Annotated in this window: 18 protein-coding genes; 9 read left to right on the top strand and 9 right to left on the bottom strand. The window is 70.6% G+C overall.

Translation table 11 applies throughout. From position 1 onward, the window contains the following. From ACFV2X_RS16520 to ACFV2X_RS16510, 3 genes are read left to right on the top strand one after another with little or no spacing between them, the layout of a single operon-like run. Complete coding sequence (locus ACFV2X_RS16520; protein ID WP_385616715.1) at positions 1-768, top strand: class II aldolase/adducin family protein; 768 nt, start codon at positions 1-3, stop codon at positions 766-768. Continuing rightward, positions 765-1,904 carry an acyl-CoA dehydrogenase family protein gene (locus tag ACFV2X_RS16515; protein WP_385616713.1) on the top strand — a complete coding sequence of 380 codons (1,140 nt, stop codon included), beginning with the start codon at positions 765-767 and terminating at the stop codon, positions 1,902-1,904. Before ACFV2X_RS16520 ends, ACFV2X_RS16515 begins: the two co-directional genes overlap by 4 nt. A 54-nt stretch (positions 1,905-1,958) precedes the next feature. Beyond that, positions 1,959-3,140 (top strand): LLM class flavin-dependent oxidoreductase, encoded by a 1,182-nt coding sequence (locus ACFV2X_RS16510; RefSeq protein WP_385616712.1) that lies wholly within the window; start codon positions 1,959-1,961, stop codon positions 3,138-3,140. An 89-nt stretch (positions 3,141-3,229) separates the two neighbouring features. Here ACFV2X_RS16510 and gap read toward each other — a convergent pair whose 3' ends face one another. After that, on the bottom strand, positions 3,230-4,237 hold the full coding sequence (gene gap / locus ACFV2X_RS16505; protein ID WP_385616711.1) for a type I glyceraldehyde-3-phosphate dehydrogenase: 1,008 nt from the start codon (positions 4,235-4,237) through the stop codon (positions 3,230-3,232). Positions 4,238-4,396: 159 nt separating this feature from the next. Then, positions 4,397-5,425: a TauD/TfdA family dioxygenase gene (locus ACFV2X_RS16500; RefSeq protein ID WP_385616709.1), complete on the bottom strand. Its 1,029-nt coding sequence runs from the start codon at positions 5,423-5,425 to the stop codon at positions 4,397-4,399. Between the two features lie 136 nt (positions 5,426-5,561). Between ACFV2X_RS16500 and ACFV2X_RS16495 the strand changes: the two genes are divergently transcribed. Both ACFV2X_RS16495 and ACFV2X_RS16490 read left to right on the top strand, forming a co-directional pair. After that, positions 5,562-5,915, top strand: a complete 354-nt coding sequence (locus ACFV2X_RS16495) for an L-rhamnose mutarotase (protein ID WP_385616707.1) — start codon at positions 5,562-5,564, stop codon at positions 5,913-5,915. A gap of 192 nt (positions 5,916-6,107) precedes the next feature. Then, positions 6,108-7,703, top strand: a complete 1,596-nt coding sequence (locus ACFV2X_RS16490; RefSeq protein ID WP_385616705.1) for a S1 family peptidase — start codon at positions 6,108-6,110, stop codon at positions 7,701-7,703. Positions 7,704-7,812: 109 nt separating this feature from the next. Here the strand turns inward: ACFV2X_RS16490 and ACFV2X_RS16485 are convergent, their stop codons facing one another. Next, entirely contained in the window at positions 7,813-8,610 is a 798-nt protein-coding gene (locus tag ACFV2X_RS16485; protein ID WP_385616744.1) for a uracil-DNA glycosylase, read from the bottom strand. Beyond that, positions 8,607-10,349, bottom strand: a complete 1,743-nt coding sequence (gene polX, locus ACFV2X_RS16480; protein WP_385616703.1) for a DNA polymerase/3'-5' exonuclease PolX — start codon at positions 10,347-10,349, stop codon at positions 8,607-8,609. The genes ACFV2X_RS16485 and polX overlap by 4 nt, the downstream gene beginning before the upstream one ends. 161 nt (positions 10,350-10,510) lie before the next feature. Here polX and ACFV2X_RS16475 point away from each other — a divergent pair, with 161 nt between their 5' ends. The 3 genes from ACFV2X_RS16475 (at position 10,511) to ACFV2X_RS16465 (ending at position 14,989) form a co-directional block, all read left to right on the top strand. Further along, on the top strand, positions 10,511-11,665 hold the full coding sequence (locus tag ACFV2X_RS16475; RefSeq protein WP_385616701.1) for a hypothetical protein: 1,155 nt from the start codon (positions 10,511-10,513) through the stop codon (positions 11,663-11,665). A 236-nt stretch (positions 11,666-11,901) separates the two neighbouring features. Then, a complete protein-coding gene (locus ACFV2X_RS16470; RefSeq protein ID WP_385616699.1) occupies positions 11,902-14,670 on the top strand; it encodes an exo-beta-D-glucosaminidase in 2,769 nt (922 codons plus the stop codon). A gap of 160 nt (positions 14,671-14,830) precedes the next feature. Continuing rightward, on the top strand, positions 14,831-14,989 hold the full coding sequence (locus tag ACFV2X_RS16465) for a hypothetical protein (protein WP_014173534.1): 159 nt from the start codon (positions 14,831-14,833) through the stop codon (positions 14,987-14,989). 59 nt (positions 14,990-15,048) lie between these two features. Here the strand turns inward: ACFV2X_RS16465 and ACFV2X_RS16460 are convergent, their stop codons facing one another. Then, entirely contained in the window at positions 15,049-16,395 is a 1,347-nt protein-coding gene (locus ACFV2X_RS16460) for an alpha-L-fucosidase (RefSeq protein WP_385616697.1), read from the bottom strand. Between the two features lie 160 nt (positions 16,396-16,555). Then, positions 16,556-17,365 (bottom strand): SigB/SigF/SigG family RNA polymerase sigma factor, encoded by an 810-nt coding sequence (locus tag ACFV2X_RS16455; protein WP_385616695.1) that lies wholly within the window; start codon positions 17,363-17,365, stop codon positions 16,556-16,558. A 228-nt stretch (positions 17,366-17,593) separates the two neighbouring features. On the opposite strand from ACFV2X_RS16455, the gene ACFV2X_RS16450 reads away from it, so the two are divergent. Next, the gene (locus ACFV2X_RS16450; RefSeq protein ID WP_385616693.1) at positions 17,594-19,207 is read left to right on the top strand and encodes an FGGY-family carbohydrate kinase; all 1,614 of its coding nucleotides are present in this window, start codon (positions 17,594-17,596) and stop codon (positions 19,205-19,207) included. 27 nt (positions 19,208-19,234) lie between these two features. Here the strand turns inward: ACFV2X_RS16450 and ACFV2X_RS16445 are convergent, their stop codons facing one another. From ACFV2X_RS16445 to ACFV2X_RS16435, 3 genes are all read right to left on the bottom strand, one after another. Continuing rightward, positions 19,235-19,915, bottom strand: a complete 681-nt coding sequence (locus ACFV2X_RS16445; RefSeq protein ID WP_385616691.1) for a GntR family transcriptional regulator — start codon at positions 19,913-19,915, stop codon at positions 19,235-19,237. Positions 19,916-19,999: 84 nt separating this feature from the next. After that, positions 20,000-21,487, bottom strand: coding sequence for an aldehyde dehydrogenase (locus ACFV2X_RS16440; RefSeq protein WP_385616689.1), 1,488 nt, complete (start codon positions 21,485-21,487; stop codon positions 20,000-20,002). Then, a complete protein-coding gene (locus ACFV2X_RS16435; RefSeq protein ID WP_385616687.1) occupies positions 21,484-22,263 on the bottom strand; it encodes an alpha/beta fold hydrolase in 780 nt (259 codons plus the stop codon). The genes ACFV2X_RS16440 and ACFV2X_RS16435 overlap by 4 nt, the downstream gene beginning before the upstream one ends. Positions 22,264-22,267 lie beyond the last annotated feature (4 nt).

Here is a 22,267-nt window from a genome sequence, read left to right as displayed (position 1 = left end):
GTGACCCAGCAAACCCCGGCCACGCTGCCGCCCCTCGCCCGTCGGCTGCGGGCCCATGTCGCCGTCGCGGCACGTTCACTGTCACTGGGTGGCCATGACGACTTCAACCAGGGGCAGGTCTCCGCCCGGGTGCCCGGCGCGGACTACATGCTGATCAAGGGCGCGCTCAAGGGTTTCGACGAGTGCGTACCCGACGATGTGATCGTGGCGCCGGTCGACCCCGCCGCACCGGCCCCCGCGCTGGCGCCACCGGAGCTGGCGCTGCACCAAGCGGTGTACCGGGCGCGTCCCGATGTCAACGCGATCGTGCACAGCCACGCCCCGCACACCCTGGTGTTCGGGGCGACCGACCTGGCCCTGCGCGCCGTATCGCACGAGGGCGCCTATTTCGAGGGCCGACTGCCCCGTTACACGCTGACCAGCAACACCATCCTCGACATCGCCACGGGCGAGCAGGTGGCCGACGCCCTCGGAGACAACCCTGCGGCGTTGCTGCGCAACCACGGTGGCGTGATCGTCGGCAAGTCCATCAGACATGCGACGGTGCACGCCCACACCCTGGAGCGCGCCTGCCGCCTCCAGCTGATGGCCGAGCAGATACCGGGCGGCTACCACTCCTCCTCACTCGAGGACGTGGACGGCAAACGGGCCTTCATCTACGCCGACCTCTCCGTCCGCTCCTACTGGGACCACGCCGTCGGACAGGTGAACCGCCGCTGGCCGGAAGCCGCCGACTGGCCGTCCCAGGCCGCCCGGGAGGCCGCGTGACCGGCCGCTCAGCCGTCGAGCAACCCGAGGAGCAGCGGGAACTGTTCGCGCTCGTCGACGAGCTCGCCCGGGAGGAACTGGAGCCGCGGGCAGCCCGGTTCGAGGAGGACGGGCAGTTTCCCGAGGCCCTGGTGCGGCTCCTGGGGAAGCAGGGGCTGATATCGCTGCCGTTCCCCGAACAGTGGGGCGGCGGCGGGCAGAGCTACACCGTCTATCTGAGGGTGATCGAGCGGCTGGCCGGCAGCTGGCTGGCCGTCGCGGAGTCCGTCCACCTCCAGGTGCTGGCCTGCCACGGTCTGGCCCGGTTCGGAACGGACGAGCTGCGGGGCGAACTGCTGCCGCGCATGCTCAGCGGCGAACTCCTCGCCGCCAACTGCATGTCGGAGCCGGAGGCCGGCTCCGACCTGGGCGCCATGTCCACCAAGGCGGTCGCGGAAGACGGCCACCACGTGATCTCGGGCACCAAGGCATGGGTGAGTCACGCCGGTGTCGCCGACGTCTACAACGTGTACTGCCGCACCGGAGGATCCGCCCTGAGCGGGCTGTCCTGCTTCCTGGTCGACGCGGACTCCGAGGGCCTGCGCCCCCTGGCCCCTGAGCGGAAAATGGGGGTGCGCTCACTGCCCACGGCACAGATCGCGTTCGACGGGGTACGGGTCCCCGACGAGCGCATGATCGGGCGCCGCAACCGCGGCATGCTCGTCGCCGCCCATGTCTTCGACCACGGCCGCCTCGGCATCTCGGCGTGTGCCGTGGGCCTCGCCCAGGCGGCACTCGACCACGCGGTCGCGTACGCCAAGGAACGCACCCAGTTCGGCAAGCCCATCATCTCCTTCCAGGGTCTCTCCTTCCTGCTCGCCGACATGGCCACGCAGATCGCGGCGGCTCGTGCGCTGCTGTATTCGGTGGCCGCCCTCAAGGACCAGGGCAAACCCATCTCCGCCGAAGCCGCGAAGTGCAAGCTGTTCGCCACGGACACCGCCATGCGGGTCACGACCGACGCGGTCCAGGTGCTCGGCGGCTACGGCTACACCCAGGACTTCCCGGTCGAGCGCTGGATGCGAGAGGCGAAGCTCCTCCAGATCCTCGAGGGGACGAACCAGATCCAGCGAATCGCCATCGCCCAGTCCCTGTGACGACCCCGACGGCTCCGACCGCCCCGTCCGTATCCCACATCTCAGAAGGACTATATGAACGACTTCATGCGCTTCGGCCTCTTCATGTCGCCCCTGCACCCCATCGGCGAAGACCCCAATCTGCTGATGCGGCGTGACCTCGGCTATGCCGAACTGGCCGATGAGCTCAACTACGACGAGCTGTGGGTCGGCGAACACCACTCCAACGGCTGGGCCACCATCGGCTCCCCGGAAATCTTCCTGGCCGCGGCGGCCGAGCGCACCCGGCGGATCAAACTCGCCACCGGCGTCATGGCGCTGCCGTACCACCATCCGTACATGGCGGCGGCGCGCGCGGCACAGCTCGACCAGCTGACCCGGGGCCGGTTCATCCTCGGTGTGGGCGCCGGTTCGCTCGCCTCGGACATGCATATGTTGTGCGTCGACCCCGCCGAGGCGCGCCGCCGTACCCAGGAGTCCCTGGAGACCATCGTCGAACTGCTGCGGGGCGAGACGGTGACGCGCGAGACGGACTGGTTCCGGCTCCAGGACGCCCGTATCCAGCACCGTTCCTTCGAGCCGGGCGGTTTCGAGATCACCGTCAGCAGCGCCTCGTCGCCCTTCGGCATGCGGCTCGCCGGCCGCCTCGGGGTGAACGCGATGTCGCACGCCGCCCCGCCGTGGGGGATGGTGCGCGCCGGGCACAGCCTGGGAATGGAGAAACTGGCGGAGCAGTGGGGCCACTTGGAGGCCGCGGCCGCCGAGGCGGACCGTACGGCGGACCGGTCGACCTGGCGGCTGACCCTGCCCGTGCATGTGGCCGAGACCCGTGAGCAGGCGCTGGAGGACATCTACGCCGGATGGCTGCGGCAGCGCAACGAATACTGGGCGGGGACGCACGGTATGCCCATGGGGCGCAGCGAGGTCGGGGCGCGCAAGGCGTTCGAGGCGACCATCGAGGCCGGAGGGATCATCGCCGGTGGTGTCGAGGACTGTGTGGCCGCCATCCACAAGCTCCGTGACATCACGGGAGGCTTCGGCTGTCTGCTCAACTCGGTGACGGACTGGGCGAGCCCCGAGCGCACCCGCAAGAGCTTCGACCTGTTCGCCCGATACGTGGCTCCCCGATTCAAGGGCTCCACCAAGGGTCTCCAGGAGTCGCAGACCTGGGTCGCGTCACAGGCCGCCACGTTCCAGGAGCGGTTCAACGCGGCCCGCACCAAGGCGATGGCCACGAGTGCCGAAGCACAGAACTGACCGCGTGCGGGACACGATCCGGCGGGCCACGCCATGTGTGGCCCGCCGGATCGCATCGGGACTCGGCCCGGTGGGCGGAGTCGGTGTGCTCAGAGAGAGCCGCCGATCAGCAATGTGGTGTCGACCAGGCGGTTGGAGAAGCCCCACTCGTTGTCGTACCAGCCGACGACCTTCGCATGTCGGCCGCCGATCACCTTGGTCAGACCTGCGTCGAAGATGCAGGAGGCGGGATCGGTGACGATATCGCTGGAGACGATGGGGTCCTCGGTATAGCTCAGGACGCCGGCGAGCGGACCCTGCGCCGCCTTCGCGAACAGCCCGTTGATCTCCTCCGCGGTCGCCTCGCGGCTGAGGGTCAAGGACAGGTCGGTGGCCGAGCCGGTGGGGATCGGCACGCGCATCGCGTAGCCGTCCAGTTTGCCCGCGAGCGCCGGGAGGACCAGCCCGATGGCCTTGGCGGCCCCGGTACTGGTGGGCACGGTGTTGGCGGCGGCGTGGCGGGCGCGGCGCAGATCGCGGTGCGGACCGTCCAGCAGATTCTGGTCCGAGGTGTACGCGTGGACCGAGGTCATCAACCCGTACTCGATACCGATGGCGTCGTGCAGGACCTTGGCCATGGGGGCGAGGCAGTTGGTGGTGCAGGACGCGTTCGAGATGACGGTGTGACGCTCGGGGTCGTACTGGTCATGGTTGACGCCGTAGGCCAGCGTCAGATCCTCGTTCTTCGCCGGGGCGGAGATGATGACCTTCTTGGCCCCTGCTTCGATATGGGCGCGGGCGCGGTTGGCGTCCGTGAAGACACCCGTCGATTCGATGACGACATCGGCGCCGAGCGCCGCCCAGGGAAGAGCCCCGGGGTCACGCTCGGCCGATACGGCGATCCGCCTGTCCCCGATGAGGATGGCGCCGTCCACGGCGCGCACTTCCTCCCCGAAGCGGCCCAACGTGCTGTCGTACGCGAAGAGATGGGCCAGCGTCGCGGTGTCGGTGAGGTCGTTGACACCCACCACTTCCACATCGGCGCCCTGGTCGAACACCGCACGCAGATAGTTACGGCCGATGCGGCCGAAACCATTGATGCCCACACGCACTGTCATCCGCGGAACCTCTCCTCACATGCCGGGCCATGAAATGGGAACGGCGCCGTTGCTCGGTCCCTTTTGGATGCATGCACGAAAGCGACCCTACGCGTACCGCAGGGCCGGGACAAGCAGCTGGACAGGCAGTTTTGGCGGCAGTTTCAGCGGCAGCTTCGATCAGGTGTGCAGCCTCCGCGTTTCGGCGACGATGCGGTCGCGGATGCTCCAGTGGTTCCGGCGAATGTACGTGCGCTGCAGCCAGCGATCCCGGCCGTCGTAGCGCGGCTCGAATTCCGAACGGGCGTGCAGACCCTTACGGTTGTTGATGAGCAGTGCCTGACCGGGGCGCAGAAAGACTTCATGCGCCACTTCCCGGCAGGTGGACTGAAGCCGCTGAAGCGCCACTTCGGCATCGCCGGAAACGGCGTGCACTCCATTGGCGGAGGAGGCGATTTCGGGGGACCAATCGGGACCGCTGATGATGGGCACGGGGTCGGAGAGGATTTCGTCCTTTCCGGCCATCCGCGCATAACTTCCGGGAGCGTTCAGTCTGAACAGCGGCTCCCTGAGCAGCTTGAGCGAAGAGGCGTCCAAGGCCCGGCACACATCCCGGGCGTCCGCGTAGTAGGTACCCGCGACACCCTCATGGTCTGCGCGGAGGCAGTTGAGGACGAGGAAGTCCGGGTTGCTCAGGTTGTACGATCCTGCCGCGTCGTACACGATGTCGTTGTGAAAGTTAAGGAAAACGGTTGAGCTGCGATTCGTCTGAGACGTCGCTCCATCTGCGACGGGAATGACATCGTGAATCAGCTGCCCGTTCTTCTCGGTGGTGAATCCGACGGGCTCGCCCAGCATCCCGCTGAGTCCGAGGAGAACGCCTTCCGAAAGATAAGTGCTTTTTGTTTGGCAAGGTCCGCCGTCATCGGGTGTATCGGGAAGTTCGCGTTCGACGGGAAGATTGTCGACCCGCGCCACCCCAGGGGTGTCCGCATGCCTGCCGAAATCCAGGATGGTCTGCAGGAGATCAATCGGCAGGGTCGCGAACACCTGATGGCAGCGAGCCGTCGCGCGATCCATGTCCCGCGTCGGATCGCCCAGGTCCGCGAGTTGCTGCCGCAGAGATTCCTGCACCCCCTCGGGAATGACGAGGTCTATGAATGTGGGCGTCGACCGGAGGCGCGCATCCGCGTTCTCGGGTGCATTCATGATCTTCCTTGGTCCCCCTGAGCTCGGGCAGGTCCGTGGAGATATACCCATGCCGATACCATCCACACTGTCGGCACAGTGAGTTGCCGGTCTCTTCCGGCACAGCTGATCCGGCATATCTGGCAAAGAGAGAGGGATGGCCATGCGCGTCGCACTGCACTCGGTTCTCAAGGAGGGCCAGGAGGCCGGCTACGAGGAGGTGCACGCCACGGTTCCGGCGGACCTGCTGGAGGCGTTGGGCCGGGCCGGCATCACCAATTGGCAGATCTGGCGCAGCGGGCGCCATCTGTTCCACCTCGTGGACTGCGAGGACTTCTCCGCCGCGATGGCCGCGCTCGACCAGGACCCGGTCAACCACCGGTGGCAGGCGTTCATCGGCGACTACGTCGACCACTTCGAGACCACGGACGGCTCCCCGGCCGGGCCCTCGGCCGATATGGCGCTCGGGCAGGTGTGGGAGCTGCGGGCGCAGACCGCGGCCGAGGGGTGAGGGAAGGGCCGAACCGGCGGAGCTTACTCATCCGGGGCGCCTCGCGCACGGTTTTCATCACACCTTGAGTGGCACTGAAAACACTGAACCACCACCTCCGTATGGCCGGGTGACCACCGCGCAGGGACGCAGAGGAACCGACAGACCACTCCTCGCGCACCCCCCGGCGCACCCCTACTGGAGGTCAGTGAGTTGAGCCACCGACGTGTGAACAAGCGGACCGTCGTCATAGCCGGCGCCGCCGCGGCCGCCCTCGCGGGAGCGGCGGTGCTGCTTCCCAACGCCAATGCGAGCCCGGACAAGTCGGCCGAGGCCAAGACGTTCTCGTCGCAGGCCGCCGTGAAGCTCGCGACGGGCCTCGCGTCGGACCTGGGCGGCAACGCGGCGGGGTGGTACTACCAGGGCGACACCAAGCAGCTGGTGATGAACGTCCTGAACGAGGACGCGGCGAACGACGTCCGGGCCAAGGGCGCCGTGGCCAAGATCGTCGCGAACAGCTTGACGGAGCTCAAGGCCACCACCAAGACGCTGAGCGACAACGCCTCGATCCCGGGCACGGCCTGGTCGATCGACCCGAAGACCAACAAGGTCCGGGTCCTCGCCGACAGAACCGTCACGGGCACGAAGTGGGCCACGCTGACCAAGGCCGTGGACGGCTTGGCGGGCAAGGCCACCGTCCAGCGCACCAACGGCGAGTTCAAGAAGTTCGACGGGACCGACGAGACCCAGCCCGGGGCCAACGGAGGTGCGGGCCAGGGCGGCGCGGACGACGGCGCGGGTCAGGGTGCGGGCCAGGGCGGCGCGGACGACGGCGCGGGTCAGGGCGCGGGCGATGGCCAGGGCGCCGGTGACGGCCAGGGTGCTGGGGATGGCCAGGGCGCGGGCGGTGCCGGTGAGCAGGCCGGCGCGCTGGACGGCGGCGACGCCATCTTCGGCGGTGGCGCCCGATGCTCGCTCGGCTTCAACGTCGAGGTCGACGGCGCTCCCGCCTTCCTCACCGCGGGCCACTGCGGCAATATCTCGGAGACCTGGGCCACCGACCAGGCGGGCGCCCAGCAGGTGGGCACCACCGCCGAGTCCCAGTTCCCGGTGAGCGACTTCGCCCTGGTGACCTACGACGACCCGAACACCCAGGCGTCCAGCACGGTGGATCTGCAGGACGGCACCACCCAGCAGATCACCCAGGTCGCTGAGGCGAGCGTCGGGCTTGCGGTGAAGCGATCCGGCAGTACGACGGGTGTCACCGACGGCACCGTCACCGGTCTGAACGCCACCGTGAACTACGGCAACGGCGACATCGTCAACGGCCTCATCCAGACCGATGTATGCGCCGAGCCCGGTGACAGCGGTGGCGCCATGTTCGCCGAGGACGCGGCCGTGGGCCTGACTTCGGGCGGCAGCGGCGACTGCACGCAGGGCGGCGAGACGTTCTTCCAGCCGGTGAGCACCGCGCTGCAGGCCACGGGCGCCGTCATCGGCGGCGACAACGGTGCCGGCGGCGGCGGCGCGGGCGATGGCGCGGGTGACGGCGCCGGCCAGGGTGCCGGTGACGGCGCGGGCGCCGGCGATGGCGCGGGCCAGGGTGACGGCGCGGGCGCCGGTGACGGCGCCGGCCAGGGTGCCGAAGGCGGCGCGCAGGAAGGTGGCGCGGCGAACGGCGGCGCGACCGGTGACAACGGCGCCGTCGGCAACGGTGACAACGGTGCGGCCGGCAACGGCGACAACGGTGCGGTCGGCGACGGCAGTGGCGACGCGGTCGGTGACGGCAACGCCGCCAACCACTCGTAACGGCTGATCGAGGCAGGACACGTCCTGCCACCCCCTGACCGAGGTCCCGGGCGCCCACCTGCCCCAGTGCCTGGGACCTCGCACCACCCCCCACCGGGCCGCCGACGACTCAACGCGTCGGCGGTCCGTCTCCGTCGGCACGGAGGGGCCGCAACCCAGCCGCCTCCGCCGCCGATCGGAGCACGTCTTGCAGCATCGCCGGGGTGAGCCGCCCGGTGAAGGTGTTCTGCTGGCTGACGTGGTAGCAGCCGAACACCTGCAGCGGCGCCCCCGCCCCCTCCGCCCCCAGCGTGGTCCGCGCGCCGTGTGCGAACGACGGGCGCGGGCGGGGCACCTCCCAGCCGGCGGCGGCGAGTGCGGGCAGCGCCGCCTGCCAGCCGAACCCGCCCAGCACCACCACCGAGCGCAACGTCGGGCGCAGCAGCCGCAGTTCCTGGACCAGCCAGGGACGGCAGGTGTCGCGCTCGCCGATCGTGGGCCGGTTGGCCGGCGGGGCGCAGTGCACGGGCGCGGTGATCCTGACCCCGCGCAGTTCCAGGCCGTCGCCCCGATGGGTCGCATCGGGCTGGTTGGCCAGGCCGATCGCGTACAGCGCCGCGTACAGGAAGTCCCCGGCACGATCGCCGGTGAACATCCGGCCGGTGCGGTTGCCGCCGTGCGCGGCCGGGGCCAGACCGATGATGGCCAGCGCCGCGCCCTCCGGTCCGAACCCCGGCACCGGGCGGGCCCAGTAGTCCCACTCCCGATAGGCCGCGCGCTTGATACGGGCGGCCTCCTCCCGCCACCGCACCAGCCGCGGGCAGGCACGGCAGCCGCTCACCCGCTCGTCCAGCTCGCGCAGCGTGTCCGCGCCCGGCGCCTGATGCGCGGGGTGTGCGGGATGCTCGGGATCTTCTGTGGTGTTCAGCCGTGCCCGTCCCTGTGATCCTTGCGCAGAAAACGCCGCAGCCGGGTCAGCGGCCAGGTGTTGATCACATCGTCGGGGGTCAGCCAGCCGCGCTGCGCCGTCCCGACACCGTAGCGCAGGGCGTCGATGTCGAGGGTGGAGTGCGCGTCGCTGTCCACCGCGAACTTCGCGCCGTGTTCCCTGGCCCGCAGGATGTTCTCGTCCGACAGGTCCAGCCGGTCCGGGTGCGCGTTGATCTCCAGCGCGGTACCGGTGCGGGCACACGCCGCGAACACCTCGTCCAGATCGGCGTCGATGCCCGGCCGCTTCCCGATCAGCCGGGTCGTCGGATGGCCGATGATGTTGACGTTCGGGTTCTCGCAGGCCCGCAGCAGCCGCCGGGTCATCTCGTCCCGCGCCAGGCCGAACTGCGTGTGCACCGAGGCCACGCACAGGTCGAAGCCCTCGAGGAAGTCGTCGGGCCAGTCCACGTCCCCCTGGACGTCGATGTTCAGCTCCACGCCGTGCAGCAGCCGCATCCCGCCGCGCCCCCGCCCCCGGTCCAGATCCCGGATCCGCTCGCGCTGGGCCAGGATCTTCTCGTCGGTCATCTGCTGCATATACAGCTTCGGGGCGTGGTCGGTGACGGCGTAGTACGCGTAACCGCGCCGCCGGGCCGCCGCGATCATCTCCTCCAGCGGTTCGAGGCCGTCGGTGAGGTTCGTATGGGTGTGCAGATCGCCGCGCAGATCCGACTCCGTCAACAGTGGAGGCAGCCGCCCGTTCAAGGCCGCCTCGACCTCGCCGCGGTCCTCCCGCAGCGTCGGCGGGATCCAGTCCATGGCGAGCCTGGCGTACACGTCCTCCTCGCTGCGCGAGGCGATCCGCTCCCCGCTCTTGGCGTCGAAGAGCCCGTACTCGGAGAGCTTGAGGCCGTGGCGCATCGCGATCGCGCGGACGCGGATGTTGTGGGCCTTGGACCCGGTGAAGTACAGCAACCCCGCGCCCCAGGAGTCCAGGGGCAGCACCCGCAGGTCCACCTGGAGCCCCTTGGTGGTGCGGATCGAGGTCTTCTTCTCCCCGTGCGCGATGACCTCGGCGGTGTACGGCAGCCGGGTGAACGCATCCATGAACGGGATCGATTCGTCCGCCGCGACCAGGATGTCGATATCGCCGACGGTCTCCTTCATCCGCCGCAGGGACCCGGCGTACTCGCAGGCCTGGCAGCCGGTCACCCGGGACAGCTCGGCCACGATGTCATCGGCCACGCTCATGGCCGCATTCAGCGGGACCCGGTCCCCGGCGGCCTGCATGAGGGCGATGCCGTGGAGGATGTTCTCCTCCGTCTTGGGGCCGAAGCCCTTCAGATCGCGCAGCTTGTGGTCGTGGATCGCGTCGGAGAGCTGGTCGATGGACGCGATGTGCAGCTCCTCGTACAGCATCATGGCCTTCTTCGGCCCGAGGGCCGGGATGGCGGTCAGCTGTCGCACCCCGGCCGGGATCGCTGCGCGCACCTCGTCGACGGCGGGCACACTGCCGGTGCGCAGGTACTCCACGACCTTGTCGGCGATCGACTTGCCCACCCCGGGGATCTCCCGCAACCCCTTCGCGTCGAGCTCGGACACATCGCGTGGACAGCCGCCGATCGCGCGAGCGGCCTTCTCGTAGGCACGCGCCTTGAACGCGTCCCCGCCGGTGATCAGAAGGAGGTCCGCGTACTCCCGAAGCAGCGCCTCGACCTCCTCGTTGGAGCGAGTCACACCGTCAATTCTAGGCGGGACAGCTCGTCGATGGCGCGCCCGGACGTGCCTGGCGCTCGGGGACCGGTGGAGGGATCCTGGGGTTCAGGAACGGGGCGGGGGCTCCGGATTCCTCCGGGTGCGCCCCGGCTCTCGTGCGTTTCCCCGGGATGGGGGAGGTCATGGATGTTGGATTCCTGAAGCCGCTGTTCGACCGCCCGGGTCCCTGGGCCTGCGTCTATCTGGACACCTCGCGCGCGACCGAGGACGCGCCCACCCGGCGCAGGCTGCGTGAGCGGTTCGTCTGCGACCAGCTCACCCGGCGGGGCGCCGACGCCGCCACGCGCGAGGCGCTGGTGCAGCGGCTGGCGGGCGAGCGGACGGCACGGCCGTCCGCGGGGCGGGCGCTGTTCGCGGCGGGCGGGGAAGTGGTCCTCGACCTTCCGCTGGCCACTTCGCCACGCGATGTGGACACCTCCTGGTCGCTGCTTCCCCGGGTCGCGCCGCTGGCCTCGCTGCGCGGCGAGTGGCCCTCCTGCCTGGTGGCCCGCGTCGACCGCTCCGGAGCCGATCTCGAACTGCTCGACAACGCCGGTCCGCGCCCCGTAGGCCGGGCGAGTGGCGGACCGCCGCAGGGGCGCGGACACCGCTCCGTACCCGCCGACCGGTACGAGTGGCACTACCGGAACCGGGTCGAGAACACCTTGGACCAGACCGCGGACGTCGTGGCCGACGAGCTCGCGCGGCGGTGGCCGGAGAGCGACGCGCGGCTGCTGGTCCTGGCCGGTGACCCGCGTGAGCGCAGGGCCGTGCACGACCGGCTGCCCGAGCCGCTGCGCGCCAGCACGGTGCAGGCGCAGCACGGCAGCAGGGCCGCGGGCAGCTCCCGGGAACTGCTCGAAGCGGAGATCGAGCGCGCCCGCGAGGAATACGTCCGCACCCATCTGGAGGACGTCCTCGACCTCTTCCGCGCCGCCCGGGGCCGCCCGGGGGAGCCGGGGGTGGGCGGGGCCCATGACGGTTCGACGCCCGGTGGCGCGGCGGAGGGGATGCGGGCCGTGGTGGAGGCGGTACGCAGCCATCAGGCGGCCACGCTGCTGATCGGGCAGACGGGGTCGGACGCCCGCCGCGAGGTGTGGGTGGGCCCCGGTGTCGACCAGGTGGCTGTGCAGCGCGCCCAGGCCCGCGCGCTGGGGGTGGCCTCGCCGGAGCCGGCGCGCGCGGACGACGCGCTGGTGCGCGCGGCCGCGGCGGCGGACACCGAGGTGCTGATGGTGCCGGAGGGCATGACGGGACCGTCCGGAGGCCTCGGCGCGGTGCTGCGCTGGCACGGCTGAGCGGGGAGACGGGGGAGGGGAGGTACGGGGGCGATTCGGGTGCACGCCCGTGAGGTAGGGCGTGCTGTCACTGGTGATCCAGGCGTGCGCTCGCGCGGCGCGGCGGCGCTGTCCAGGGTGGTACGGGCCTGCGCTCGCGCGGCGCGGCGGTGTTGACATGTCGCATTCACGTCTCTAGCGTCCAAAGACTGTTAGGAAAGTTGCCTAACCAACGCCCGGCCCTCCAGGGAGACCCCGTGTTCCTCCGCCTGGCACCACCCCGGCGGCGGGCGACAGCCCGCGTGCGCCCCGTCCTGACCACCGCGCTCGCCGCCGGCGGGCTGCTGCTGGCGCTCTCCCTCCCGGCGGGGGCCGCCCCGCCGCCCCGTACGCCGACGGCCGCCGATCCGGCCCCGCCGCCGGTCACCCGGGTCGGGGCCGCCGCAGGCACGGCCACCGCGCTGGCCGGCTTCGCCGTGCAGTCCTCGGCGAAGGTCAGCGACAGCCCCGCCGCCGTCTCGACGCCCGGCTACCCCGCCACCGGCTGGTACTCCATGGCGCCCCGGTCGACGGTGCTCGCGGGTCTGCTGGCCAAGGGCACGTACGCGGATCCGTTCTACTCGACCAACCTCAAGAAGATCCCGGCCGGCGACTTCGCCGTCCCCTGGTGGTACCGCTCCGACTTCACCGTCACCGCCCCCGACGCCCGCACCTACCTGGACTTCAGCGGGGTCGTCTCCGCCGCCGACGTGTACGTCAACGGCAAGCAGATCGCCACCAAGGACCAGGTCGCCGGTGCGTACACCCGCCATGAGCTGGACATCACCGACCTGGTGAAGTCCGGCACCAACACGGTGGCCTTCAGGGTCCAGCCCAACGATCCGCGCAAGAACCTCACCATGGGCTGGATCGACTGGCTGCAGCCCCCGCCCGACGAGAACATGGGGCTGGTGCGCGACGTCCTCGTCCGCCGCGGCGGCCCGGTGGCCCTGCGCGGGGCGCATGTGACCACCGAACTGGCCATGCCCTCGCTGTCCTCCGCCGAACTGACCGTCAAGGCCGAGGCCCGCAACGACTCCGGCGCGCCCGTCACCGCCACCGTCTCCGGGACCGTCGGCTCGGTGTCCTTCAGCCAGTCCGTGGCGCTGGCCGCACACGAGAAGAAGACCGTCACCTTCACGCCCGCGGCCTATCCCCAACTGCGCCTGGACCAGCCCCGGGTGTGGTGGCCGGCCGGGATGGGCGGCCAGCCGCTGTACGACCTCGACCTGACCGCCACCGTCTCGGGCACCGTCTCCGACACCGCCCATGAGACCTTCGGGATCCGGGACGTCAAAGCCCCGCTGAACGCCGACGGCGCCCGCCAGTACTCCATCAACGGCCGCCCGCTGCTGATCAAGGCGGGCGGCTGGTCCCCTGACGTCTTTCTGCGCTGGGACGCCCGCTACGTCGAGGACCGGCTCAAGTACGCCCTCGACCTCGGCCTGAACACCATCCGCCTCGAAGGCCATATCGAGCCGGACGAGTTCTTCGACCTCACCGACCGGTACGGCATCCTCACCCTCCCCGGCTGGGAGTGCTGCGACAAGTGGGAGGGCCAGGTCAACGGCGACGAGACCGGCGACAAGTGGTCCGCCGCCGACTACGTGGTGGCCAAGGACTCCATGGCCGCCGAGGCCGCGCGGCTGCGCGACCACCCCAGCGTCATCTCCTTCCTCGTCGGCAGCGACTTGGCGCCCGACGCGACGATCGAGAAGAACTACCTCGACGCCCTGAAGGCCGCCGACTGGCCGAACCCGGTCGTCCCCGCCGCCTCCGCCAAGTCCTCACCGGTCCTCGGCAAGTCCGGGATGAAGATGACCGGCCCCTACGACTGGGTGCCCCCGAACTACTGGTACGCCAAGCGCGAGGGCGGCGCGACCGGATTCAACTCCGAGACCAGCGCCGGACCGGACATCCCGACCCTCGACACGCTCCGGCGGATGATGTCCCCGAGCGAGCTGGAGACGATGTGGAAGGACCCGAAGGCCAAGCAGTACCACCGCTCGCCGTCGGGCACCTTCGGCGATCTGAAGCTGTTCGGCAACGCGCTCAGCGGCCGCTACGGCCCGCCGACCGGCCTCGAGGACTATGTGCGCAAGGCGCAACTCGCGCAGTACGAGGCGGTGCGCGCCCAGTACGAGGCGTACGGCCGCAACTTCTCCGACACCTCCAAACCGGCCACCGGCGTCGTCTACTGGATGCTGGGCAGCGGCTGGACCTCCTTGCACTGGCAGCTCTTCGACCGCTATCTCGACCAGGGCGGGGCCTACTTCGGCGCCAAGAAGGCGAATGAGCCGCTGCACATCCAGTACTCGTACGACTCGCGGACGGTGGTCGTGGTCAACAACCGGCATGACGCGGCCACCGGACTGACCGCACGGGTGAGCCTCTACGACACCAAGGGCGCGCGGAAGTACGACAAGAGCGCCACCGGCCTGACCGCGCCGGCCGACGGCGGCAAGACCACCGCGCTGACCGTGCCCGCCAGTGTCAGCGGGCTGTCGGGCACCTACCTCGCCAAGCTCGTGCTCACCAATGGCGCCGGCAAGGAAGTCAGCCGCAACGTCTACTGGCTGTCCACCGAGCCGGACGTGCTCGACTGGGACAACACCGACTGGTACTACACCCCGACCACCTCCTACGCCGATCTGACCGGGCTCGGCAAGATGGACCAGGCACCGGTGTCCGCCACCGCGGACACCACCACCGCCCCCGACGGCACCGCGACCACGACCGTGACCCTGCGCAACACCTCGACCGGCCAGACTCCGGCCCTGCTGGTGGACGCCCATCTGGTGACCGGCGCGGGCGCGCCCGTCCTGCCCGTGCGGTGGACGGACAATCAGGTCAGCCTGTGGCCGGGGGAGTCCACGACGCTCACCGCCACCTACCGGGCGGCGGACCTGGGCGGCTCCGAGCCGTCCGTCCGGGTCTCGGGCTGGAACACCGAGACCCGGACGGTGGCGGCGAAGGGTATGCGCTAGAGCGAATTACCGGCGGGTCCTGCGGGTTTCACAAGATCACAATCTTGTATGCTATAGGCAGCGCAAAGGAGCCCGCAGCCAGCGGCCCGGTGACGCCCGGCGCCGACGGGCTCCCAGCGTGGACCCGCTGGTGTCCGTACGCTCACGAAAGGGGCTCCACATGCTGTCTACGCAGGATCGTCCCCCGGCGCCCAGTCGTTCCACCGGGCGGTGGCGCCGCTACGCCCGGCTCGCGGCGGCGAATTTCGTGCGCGGCGCCTCGTATGCGTGCGGCACCTCGTTCATCGGCCTGATGACCTGGTGGGTGCAGACCCACTAGCGCCACGCCGCTGGGGATCCTGACGCCCGGTCGGGCGCCGGGCGCCGGGATCCCCTGGTTCAGCGCGGGCCCGCCACGGCGTCCGGCTCCAGGAACAGCTCGATGACCGGGACGGACACATCGGGCTTGCGGACCGGGATCTCCAGGGTGAGGCTCCCCGCCGGAACGCCCTTGGGGGCGACGTTGCCGTTGTCCCAGGCCGGGTCGACGATCGGCCGGCGCACCTCGGACGCGTCGCCCAGCAGCTGTGCGTAGCGCACCTTGCCCGCCAGACCCGACAGGTGGAGGTGGCGGTAGGGCCAGTCGAGGACATGGAGGTAGAGCCGGTCGCCGCGCTGGGTGTAGCGGCAGCCGGTGGGCGCGGTGTACGGGGAGGGGCCGGCGCCGTGGATGGACCGGGAGTGCAGCCGCATCCAGGCGCCGATCTCGTGCAGGGTCTCCAGGGCCCGCGGCTCCAGTTCGCCGCGCCCGTTCGGGCCGACGTTGAGCAGCAGGTTGCCGTCCTTGGAGACGGTGTCGACGAGCAGCCGGATCAGCTGGTCGGGGGACTTCCAGTTGAGGTTGTCCCGGTCGTAGCCCCAGCTGCCGTTGAGGGTCTGGCAAGCCTCCCACACCACCGGCCGGCCGTCCTCGTCGGTCAGCGGCTCACCGGGCTGATGCTGCTCGGGCGTGGTGAAGTCGCCGGGCAGCTCCAGGCGGTTGTTGATGAGGATGTCCGGCTGGATCCGGCGGATCAGCGCCACCAGCTCCTCCGAGCGCCAGTCGGCCTTGCCCTTGCCGCCGGTGATCGGCTTGCCCGCGCGGACGCGGTTGGCGTACGAGAAGTCGAACCACAGCGTGTCCACGGGACCGTACCGAGTCAGCAGCTCCTCGACCTGCCCGTGCAGATAGCGGGCGTACGCCGCGATGTCACGGTCGCCCGGGTCCCCGCCGTCCGGCGCGTCCTCGTCCCACTGCGGATGGAGCCGGTCCAGCGGGAACTGGGGGTGGTGCCAGTCGAGCAGCGAGTGGTAGAAGCCCACCCCGAGACCCCGCTCCCGGAACGCCTCGCAGAACGGCCCGACCAGGTCCTTGCCGTACGGGGTGCCGGCCACGGTGTAGTCGGTGAGCGCCGAGTCCCACAGACAGAAGCCGTCATGGTGCTTGGTGGTGAGCACCGTGTAGCGCATTCCGGCGTGGTGTGCGGCGTCCGCCCAGGCGCCGGGGTCGTACAGATCCGGGTCGAAGTGGTCGTAGTACGCCTGGTACTGCTCGTCGGTCAGCCGCTCACGCTGCTTCACCCACTCATGGCGGGCGGCCAGGGAGTAGATCCCCCAGTGGACGAAGAGCCCGAAGCGCTGCTGTTGGAACTCGGCGAGGCGTCGCTGATGAGGCGTTGGGGACGGGGCGGACGTCGATTCGGTCATCGGTCATCCCTTCACTGCGAGAGACATCGGATGTCGTCAAGGGTGCGAGCAGGCCCTCGATGACTATCTCACGGCTCTCTCTCAGCATTTGCCCTGGAGGCGTCAACTCCTTGTGGTGAAGGCAAGGCCATAGATAGGACGTCTGCGTGGGTCCGGGGATTCAGCCCGAATCGGACGTGGCCTGCTCGCAGAGGTGCGAGCAGGTGCGGTTGAGCAGGCGGGAGACATGCATCTGGGAGATGCCCAGCTGCTCGGCGATGCGGCTCTGGGTCATATCGCAGAAGAAGCGCATGTAGAGGATCCGCCGCTCCCGCTCGGGCAGCCGGCACAGCCCCGACCGCACGGCCTCCCGGTCCACCACCCGGTCATAGGCGGGTTCCTGCTCGCCGAGCGTGTCCCGCAGCGCATAGCCGTCGTCGGCGCCGGTCAGCGGGGCGTCCAGGGAGAGCGGGGAGAAGCTGTCCAGGGCTCCCACTCCGGTGCGTACGTCCTCCTCGGAGAGGCCGGTGCGATCGGCGATCTCCTCGATGTCGGGCGCGCGGTCGTCCAGCGAGTGGGACAGCTCGCGATGGGCGGCCCGCACCCGGTTGCGCAACTCCTGGACCCTGCGGGGGACGTGCAGCGCCCACAGGTGGTCGCGGAAGTGGCGCTTGATCTCGCCGACCACGGTGGGCACCGCGAAGCTCTCGAACGCCGAGCCGCGCTCCGGGTCGTAGCGGTTGACGGCCTTCACCAGGCCCAGCGCGGCGACCTGGCGCAGATCCTCCATCGACTCGCCGCGGTTGCGGTACTGCCCGGCCAGCCGGTCGGCCATCGGTATCCAGGCCTCCACCACCTGCTGTCGCAGGGCCTCCTTCCGTGGTCCGTCGGGGAGTTCGGCGATCTTCTCGAACTCGGCAGAGGTGTCGGGGGCGTCGTCGTGCGGGTGGGCCGAGGAGCGGGCCTTGGGCTGCACTGCGGCGGTCGTCATGGGACACACACCTCCTGCGGGTCGGCTGACGGTCTGAGGGACCGTGGACACCGCGCAGGAGTCCGGGACCGAACCGGGGCGCACCCCGAGCGGTCACACTGCTCCCGCGGGGCGTGCCTCCGGTCCGAAGCACGAGTATCCGCCTGCCCGAGGTGTCCGGGCGGTAAACCGTTTCCGGGTGGCGGGGATTGACATCCGCGCCGTCGCCGTACGGGCGGCGGCTACCGTATGCAGCTGATACCGGGCACCTTTGCGACCTACGACGAGGAGACCGACGAGCGTATGACACGGGCCTCCACCTACGAATGGCCACACGCCTCCGCCAGGCCACAAGCCGAGGCGGGCGACGGCGGACCGGTGTGCGAACCGGTGTTTCTCGGGATCGACATCGGCACCGGATCCTCCAAGGGGGTGGCGGTCCGCGCCGATGGCCGGGTGCTCGCCCGCGCCACCCGCCCGCACCGCACCGCCACCCCCCGCCCCGGCTGGTTCGAACACGACGCGGAGACCGTGTGGTGGGCCGACTTCACCGGCATCGTCCGGGAACTCCTCGCCACCGAGGGCGTGGCCGCGCGGGCGGTGGCCGCGGTCGGAGTCTCCGGTATCGGCCCGTGTCTGCTGCCCGCCGACGCGGCGGGCCGCCCGCTGCGCCCGGCGATCCTGTACGGGGTCGACACCCGCGCCACCGCCGAGATCGCGGAGCTGACCGCCGAACTCGGCGCCCAGGAGATTCTGGCGCGCGGCGGCTCCCCGCTCACCAGCCAGGCGGTCGGCCCGAAGCTGCGCTGGCTCGCCCGCCATGAACCGGACGTATGGCGGGCGACCCGCCGGTTCTTCATGGCCTCCAGCCTGCTGGTGCACCGGCTGACGGGGGAGTACGTACTGGACCACCACTCGGCCGGCCAGTGCGATCCGCTCTACGACCTCGACGCCCGGCGCTGGAGCGACACCTGGGCGCAGCGAGTCGCCCCCGGCCTTGAACTCCCGGCCCTGGCCTGGCCCGGCGAGGTGGTGGGGACCGTGCACGCGGCTGCCGCGGCGGCCACCGGGCTGCCCGAGGGGGTGCCGGTCACCGCGGGCACCATCGACGCCTGGGCGGAGGCCGCGAGCGTGGACGCGCTGGCCCCCGGCGACACCATGGTGATGTACGGCTCGACCATGTTCCTCACCGTCATGGGCGAGCGGCCGATGCGCCACCCCGCACTGTGGGGCACCACCGGAGTGCGCCCGGACAGCTACTGCCTCGCGGCGGGCATGGCCACCTCCGGCAGCCTCACCGACTGGCTGCGCGAACTCACCGGTTCGGACTTCGCCACGCTGCTGGCCGAGGCCGAGCGGGTGCCGCCCGGTTCGCGGGGCCTGCTGATGCTGCCGTACTTCGCCGGGGAGCGCACCCCGCTGTTCGACCCCCGGGCGCGCGGCACCGTCATCGGGCTGACGCTGGGCCACGGGCGCGCGGAGCTGTACCGTGCGGTGCTCGAGGCCACCGCCTTCGGAGTGCGCCACAACCTCGAGGCGTTCGCCGACGCCGGGGCCCGTATTGACCGCCTGGTCGCGGTGGGCGGTGGCGCCCGGAGTCTGTGGACGGCCATCGTCTCCGCCGCGATCGGCCTGCCGCAGCAGATCCCCGCCGAAACCGTCGGCGCCTGCCTCGGCGACGCGGCGCTCGCGGCCGGGGCCCTCGGCGTCGACACCTCCGGCTGGAACCCGATCGTCGCGACCGTCGAACCGGACGAGGCATGGCGCGCGGTCTACGACCGCCGGTACCCGCTGTACCGGGAGCTCTACGACGCGACCCGCCGCATCAGCCACGCCCTGGCCGATGAGACGACCTTCGAGTGAGCCGCGGGAGGCTGTGGCCTCCCGCGGTCAGCTCTCCCGCTCGTCGATACCGGCCATCAGCGCCTGGTGGCTCATCCGCACATGCTCGCGCATCACGCGCTCCGCGCCGTCGCCGTCCTTGGCCAGGATCAGGTTGAGCACGCGGTGGTGCTCGCTGTCCGACTCGGTGAGCCGCCCCGGCCGCGACAGCGAGGTGCGCACCAGGCGTGCGTAGGCCAGCTGGTTCATCAGCGTGCGGTAGTGCGCCTCCAGCTTGCTGTTGTCGGCGCCCTTGACGATCAGATCGTGGAACTCATGGACCAGCGCCGCGTACCGCTCGGCGTCGCCCTCCCGGACCGCCTCGTCGGCCGCCCGCATATTGGCCTCGAGCAGTTCCACCTCATGGACGCCGCCGCGGAAGGCAAGCAGCCGGGCGGCGGCGCCCTCCAGCAGCTCCTTCATCTGGAACAGCTCGGTCAGCTCGCGCCGGGACGGCACGGCCACAAAGGTCCCGACCCGCGGCCGGACCTCCACCAACCCCTCGATCTGGAGCTGTTTGAGCGCTTCGCGGATCGGCGTACGGCTGACCCCGAAGGTCTCGGACAGCGCCATCTCGGACAGGCTGGAGCGGGGCGGCAGCTCTCCGCTGATGATCATCTGCCGCAGCTCTTCGGCGACCCTCGCCTGCATGCTGGTCTGCTGAAGCCGCTTCCCTGTGGGTTGTTGCATGGTACGTGACACTAGATGTGGCCCACGCTTCCCGTCAAAGCCCTGCTCACGACCTGTCGCTCTGCTCACGACCTGAGGCTCTGCTCATGATCTGAGGATGAAGGGGTCCCCCACGGGCTCCTCGCTCGTATTGATCCACACGCTCTTCAGCCGGGTGTACTCCCGGATGACCTCCGTGCCGTGCTCGGTCCCCATGCCGCTGCTCTTGAAGCCCGCCCGGGGCGACATCGGCGACATCGAGCGATAGGTGTTGACCCACACCGTGCCGGCCTCCAGCCGGGCTGCCATCCGGTGCGCGCGGTTGAGGTCCCGGGTCCACACGCCCGCCGCGAGCCCGAACGCGGAGTCGTTGGCGATCGCCAGCGCCTCCTCCTCGGACCCGAACGGCATGACCGTGGCGACCGGGCCGAAGATCTCCTCCTGGCAGACGCGCATGGAGTTGTCGGTGCCGGTGAAGACGGTGGGGGAGTAGAAGTACCCGTCGAGGGCCGGCTCGGGCCGCCGCCCGCCGCAGACCACCTTTCCGCCCTCGGCCTGCCCCAGCTCGACATACGACTCGACCTTCGCCAACTGGTCCGCGATGGCCAGCGGGCCCAGTTCGGTGGTTTCGTCCAGCGGGTCGCCGATCCGGATCGTGGCCGCCCGCGCCGTCACCCGCTCCAGGATCTCGTCGTACACCTCCCGGTGCACCAGCACCCGGCTGCCCGCCACACAGGTCTGGCCGGCGGCCGCGAAGATCCCGGCGATCACGCCCATGGCCGCCGAGCCGAGGTCGGCGTCCGGGAAGATGATGTTGGGCGACTTCCCGCCGAGCTCCAAGGTGGACCGGATGAGCCGGTCGGCGCAGGTGCGGGCGATACGGCGGCCGGTCTCGGTGGAACCGGTGAACGTCACCTTCGACACGTCCGGGTGCTCGGTCAGCGGCTCGCCCGCGCCCGCGCCGAAGCCAGTGACCACATTGACCACCCCGGGCGGGAAGCCCGCCCGCTCGAAGAGCGGGGCGAGCGCCAGCAGCGAGGCAGAGGTGTGCTCGGAGGGCTTGACGACCACCGTGTTCCCGGCGGCGAGGGCCGGGGCGAGCTTGGTGGCGGTGAGCAGCAGCGGGGAGTTCCACGGGGTGATGGCGCCGACCACGCCGACCGGTTCGCGCAGCGTGTAGTTGAGCAGGGCGCGGTCGGCGCCCGGGATCACCTCGCCGTGGATCTTGTCGGCCAGTCCGGCGTAGTAGTGGAAGTACTCCGGCAGTCCGGCCATCTGCGCCCGCATCTCGCGCAGCAGCTTGCCGTTGTCGAGGGATTCGGTACGGGCCAGCTCCTCGGAATGCTCGCCGATCAGCTCGGCCAGGGCGCGCAGCAGCCGCCCGCGCCGGGTCTGGCTCAGATCGCGCCAGCGCGGATCCTCGAAGGCGGTACGGGCCGCGGCGACCGCGCGGTCCACATCGGCGGCGGTGCCGTTCGCCGCTTCGTACCAGGGGGTCGCGTTGGCCGGGTTGACGCTGGGGAAGTAGCCGCCGTCGGCGGGGGCGGTCCACTCGCCCGCGATGTAGTGGTCATGGCGCGGCAGGCGGTTCATGAGCTGTGGCACTCCTGTCCGGTGTGGCTGAGGATCACGTCGGTGAGCTCCCGTGGATACTCCAGCGGCAGCAGATGGCGCGCTCCGGGCACGATCACCGCCCGGCCGCCGGGGATCCGCCCGGCCAGCCGGCGCGACATCTCGGGCGTCGAACCGGGGTCGTCCGACCCGGTCACCGCCAGGCTGGGGGCGCCGATCCGGGGCAGCAGCGGCCACAGCCCGGCGTCGGAGCTCGCGAACACGTCGTAGCAGGCGAGGTAGGAGGCCCGGTCGTTGGCGAGCAGGGTGTCGAGCACGTCCTGTGCCAGAGCGGGCTCCTGGGCCCGCCAGCCGGCCGAGAACCACCGGTCGACCGCCGCCCACGCGGACGCCCCGAAGTCGCGCGCGGCCAGCTCCCTGCGCCGCGCCACCGCCGCCCGCTCCTCCTCGGTGCGCCCGGCGACCGAGCTGACGAGGGTGAGCGAGGCGGCCAGCTCGGGCCGGACCAGCCCGAGCTGCTGGGCGACCAGGGCGCCGAGCGAGAAGCCGACGATATGCGTGGGGCCGTCCAGCAGCGCCGCGACATCCGCGGCCAGTTCGGCCAGGGACACCCCGGCGGCTGCCGCGGGGGAGGCGCCGTGGCCGCGCAGATCGACCAGGGTCACCCGGTGCCGCGCCGCGAGCCGGGGCAGACAGCGGTCCCACAGATGGCGGTCGAGCCCGACGCCGTGCAGCAGCATCAGGCCGGGGCCGTCGCCGTGTGTCTCATGGCTCAGCGCGACGGGGGTTTCGCTCACTGCT

It is taken from the genome of Streptomyces sp. NPDC059679 (assembly GCF_042734105.1).
Classification (GTDB): Bacteria; Actinomycetota; Actinomycetes; order Streptomycetales; family Streptomycetaceae; genus Streptomyces.
Note: the sequence above shows the minus strand (reverse complement) of the source record. Positions and strands in the feature narration are given on the sequence as shown.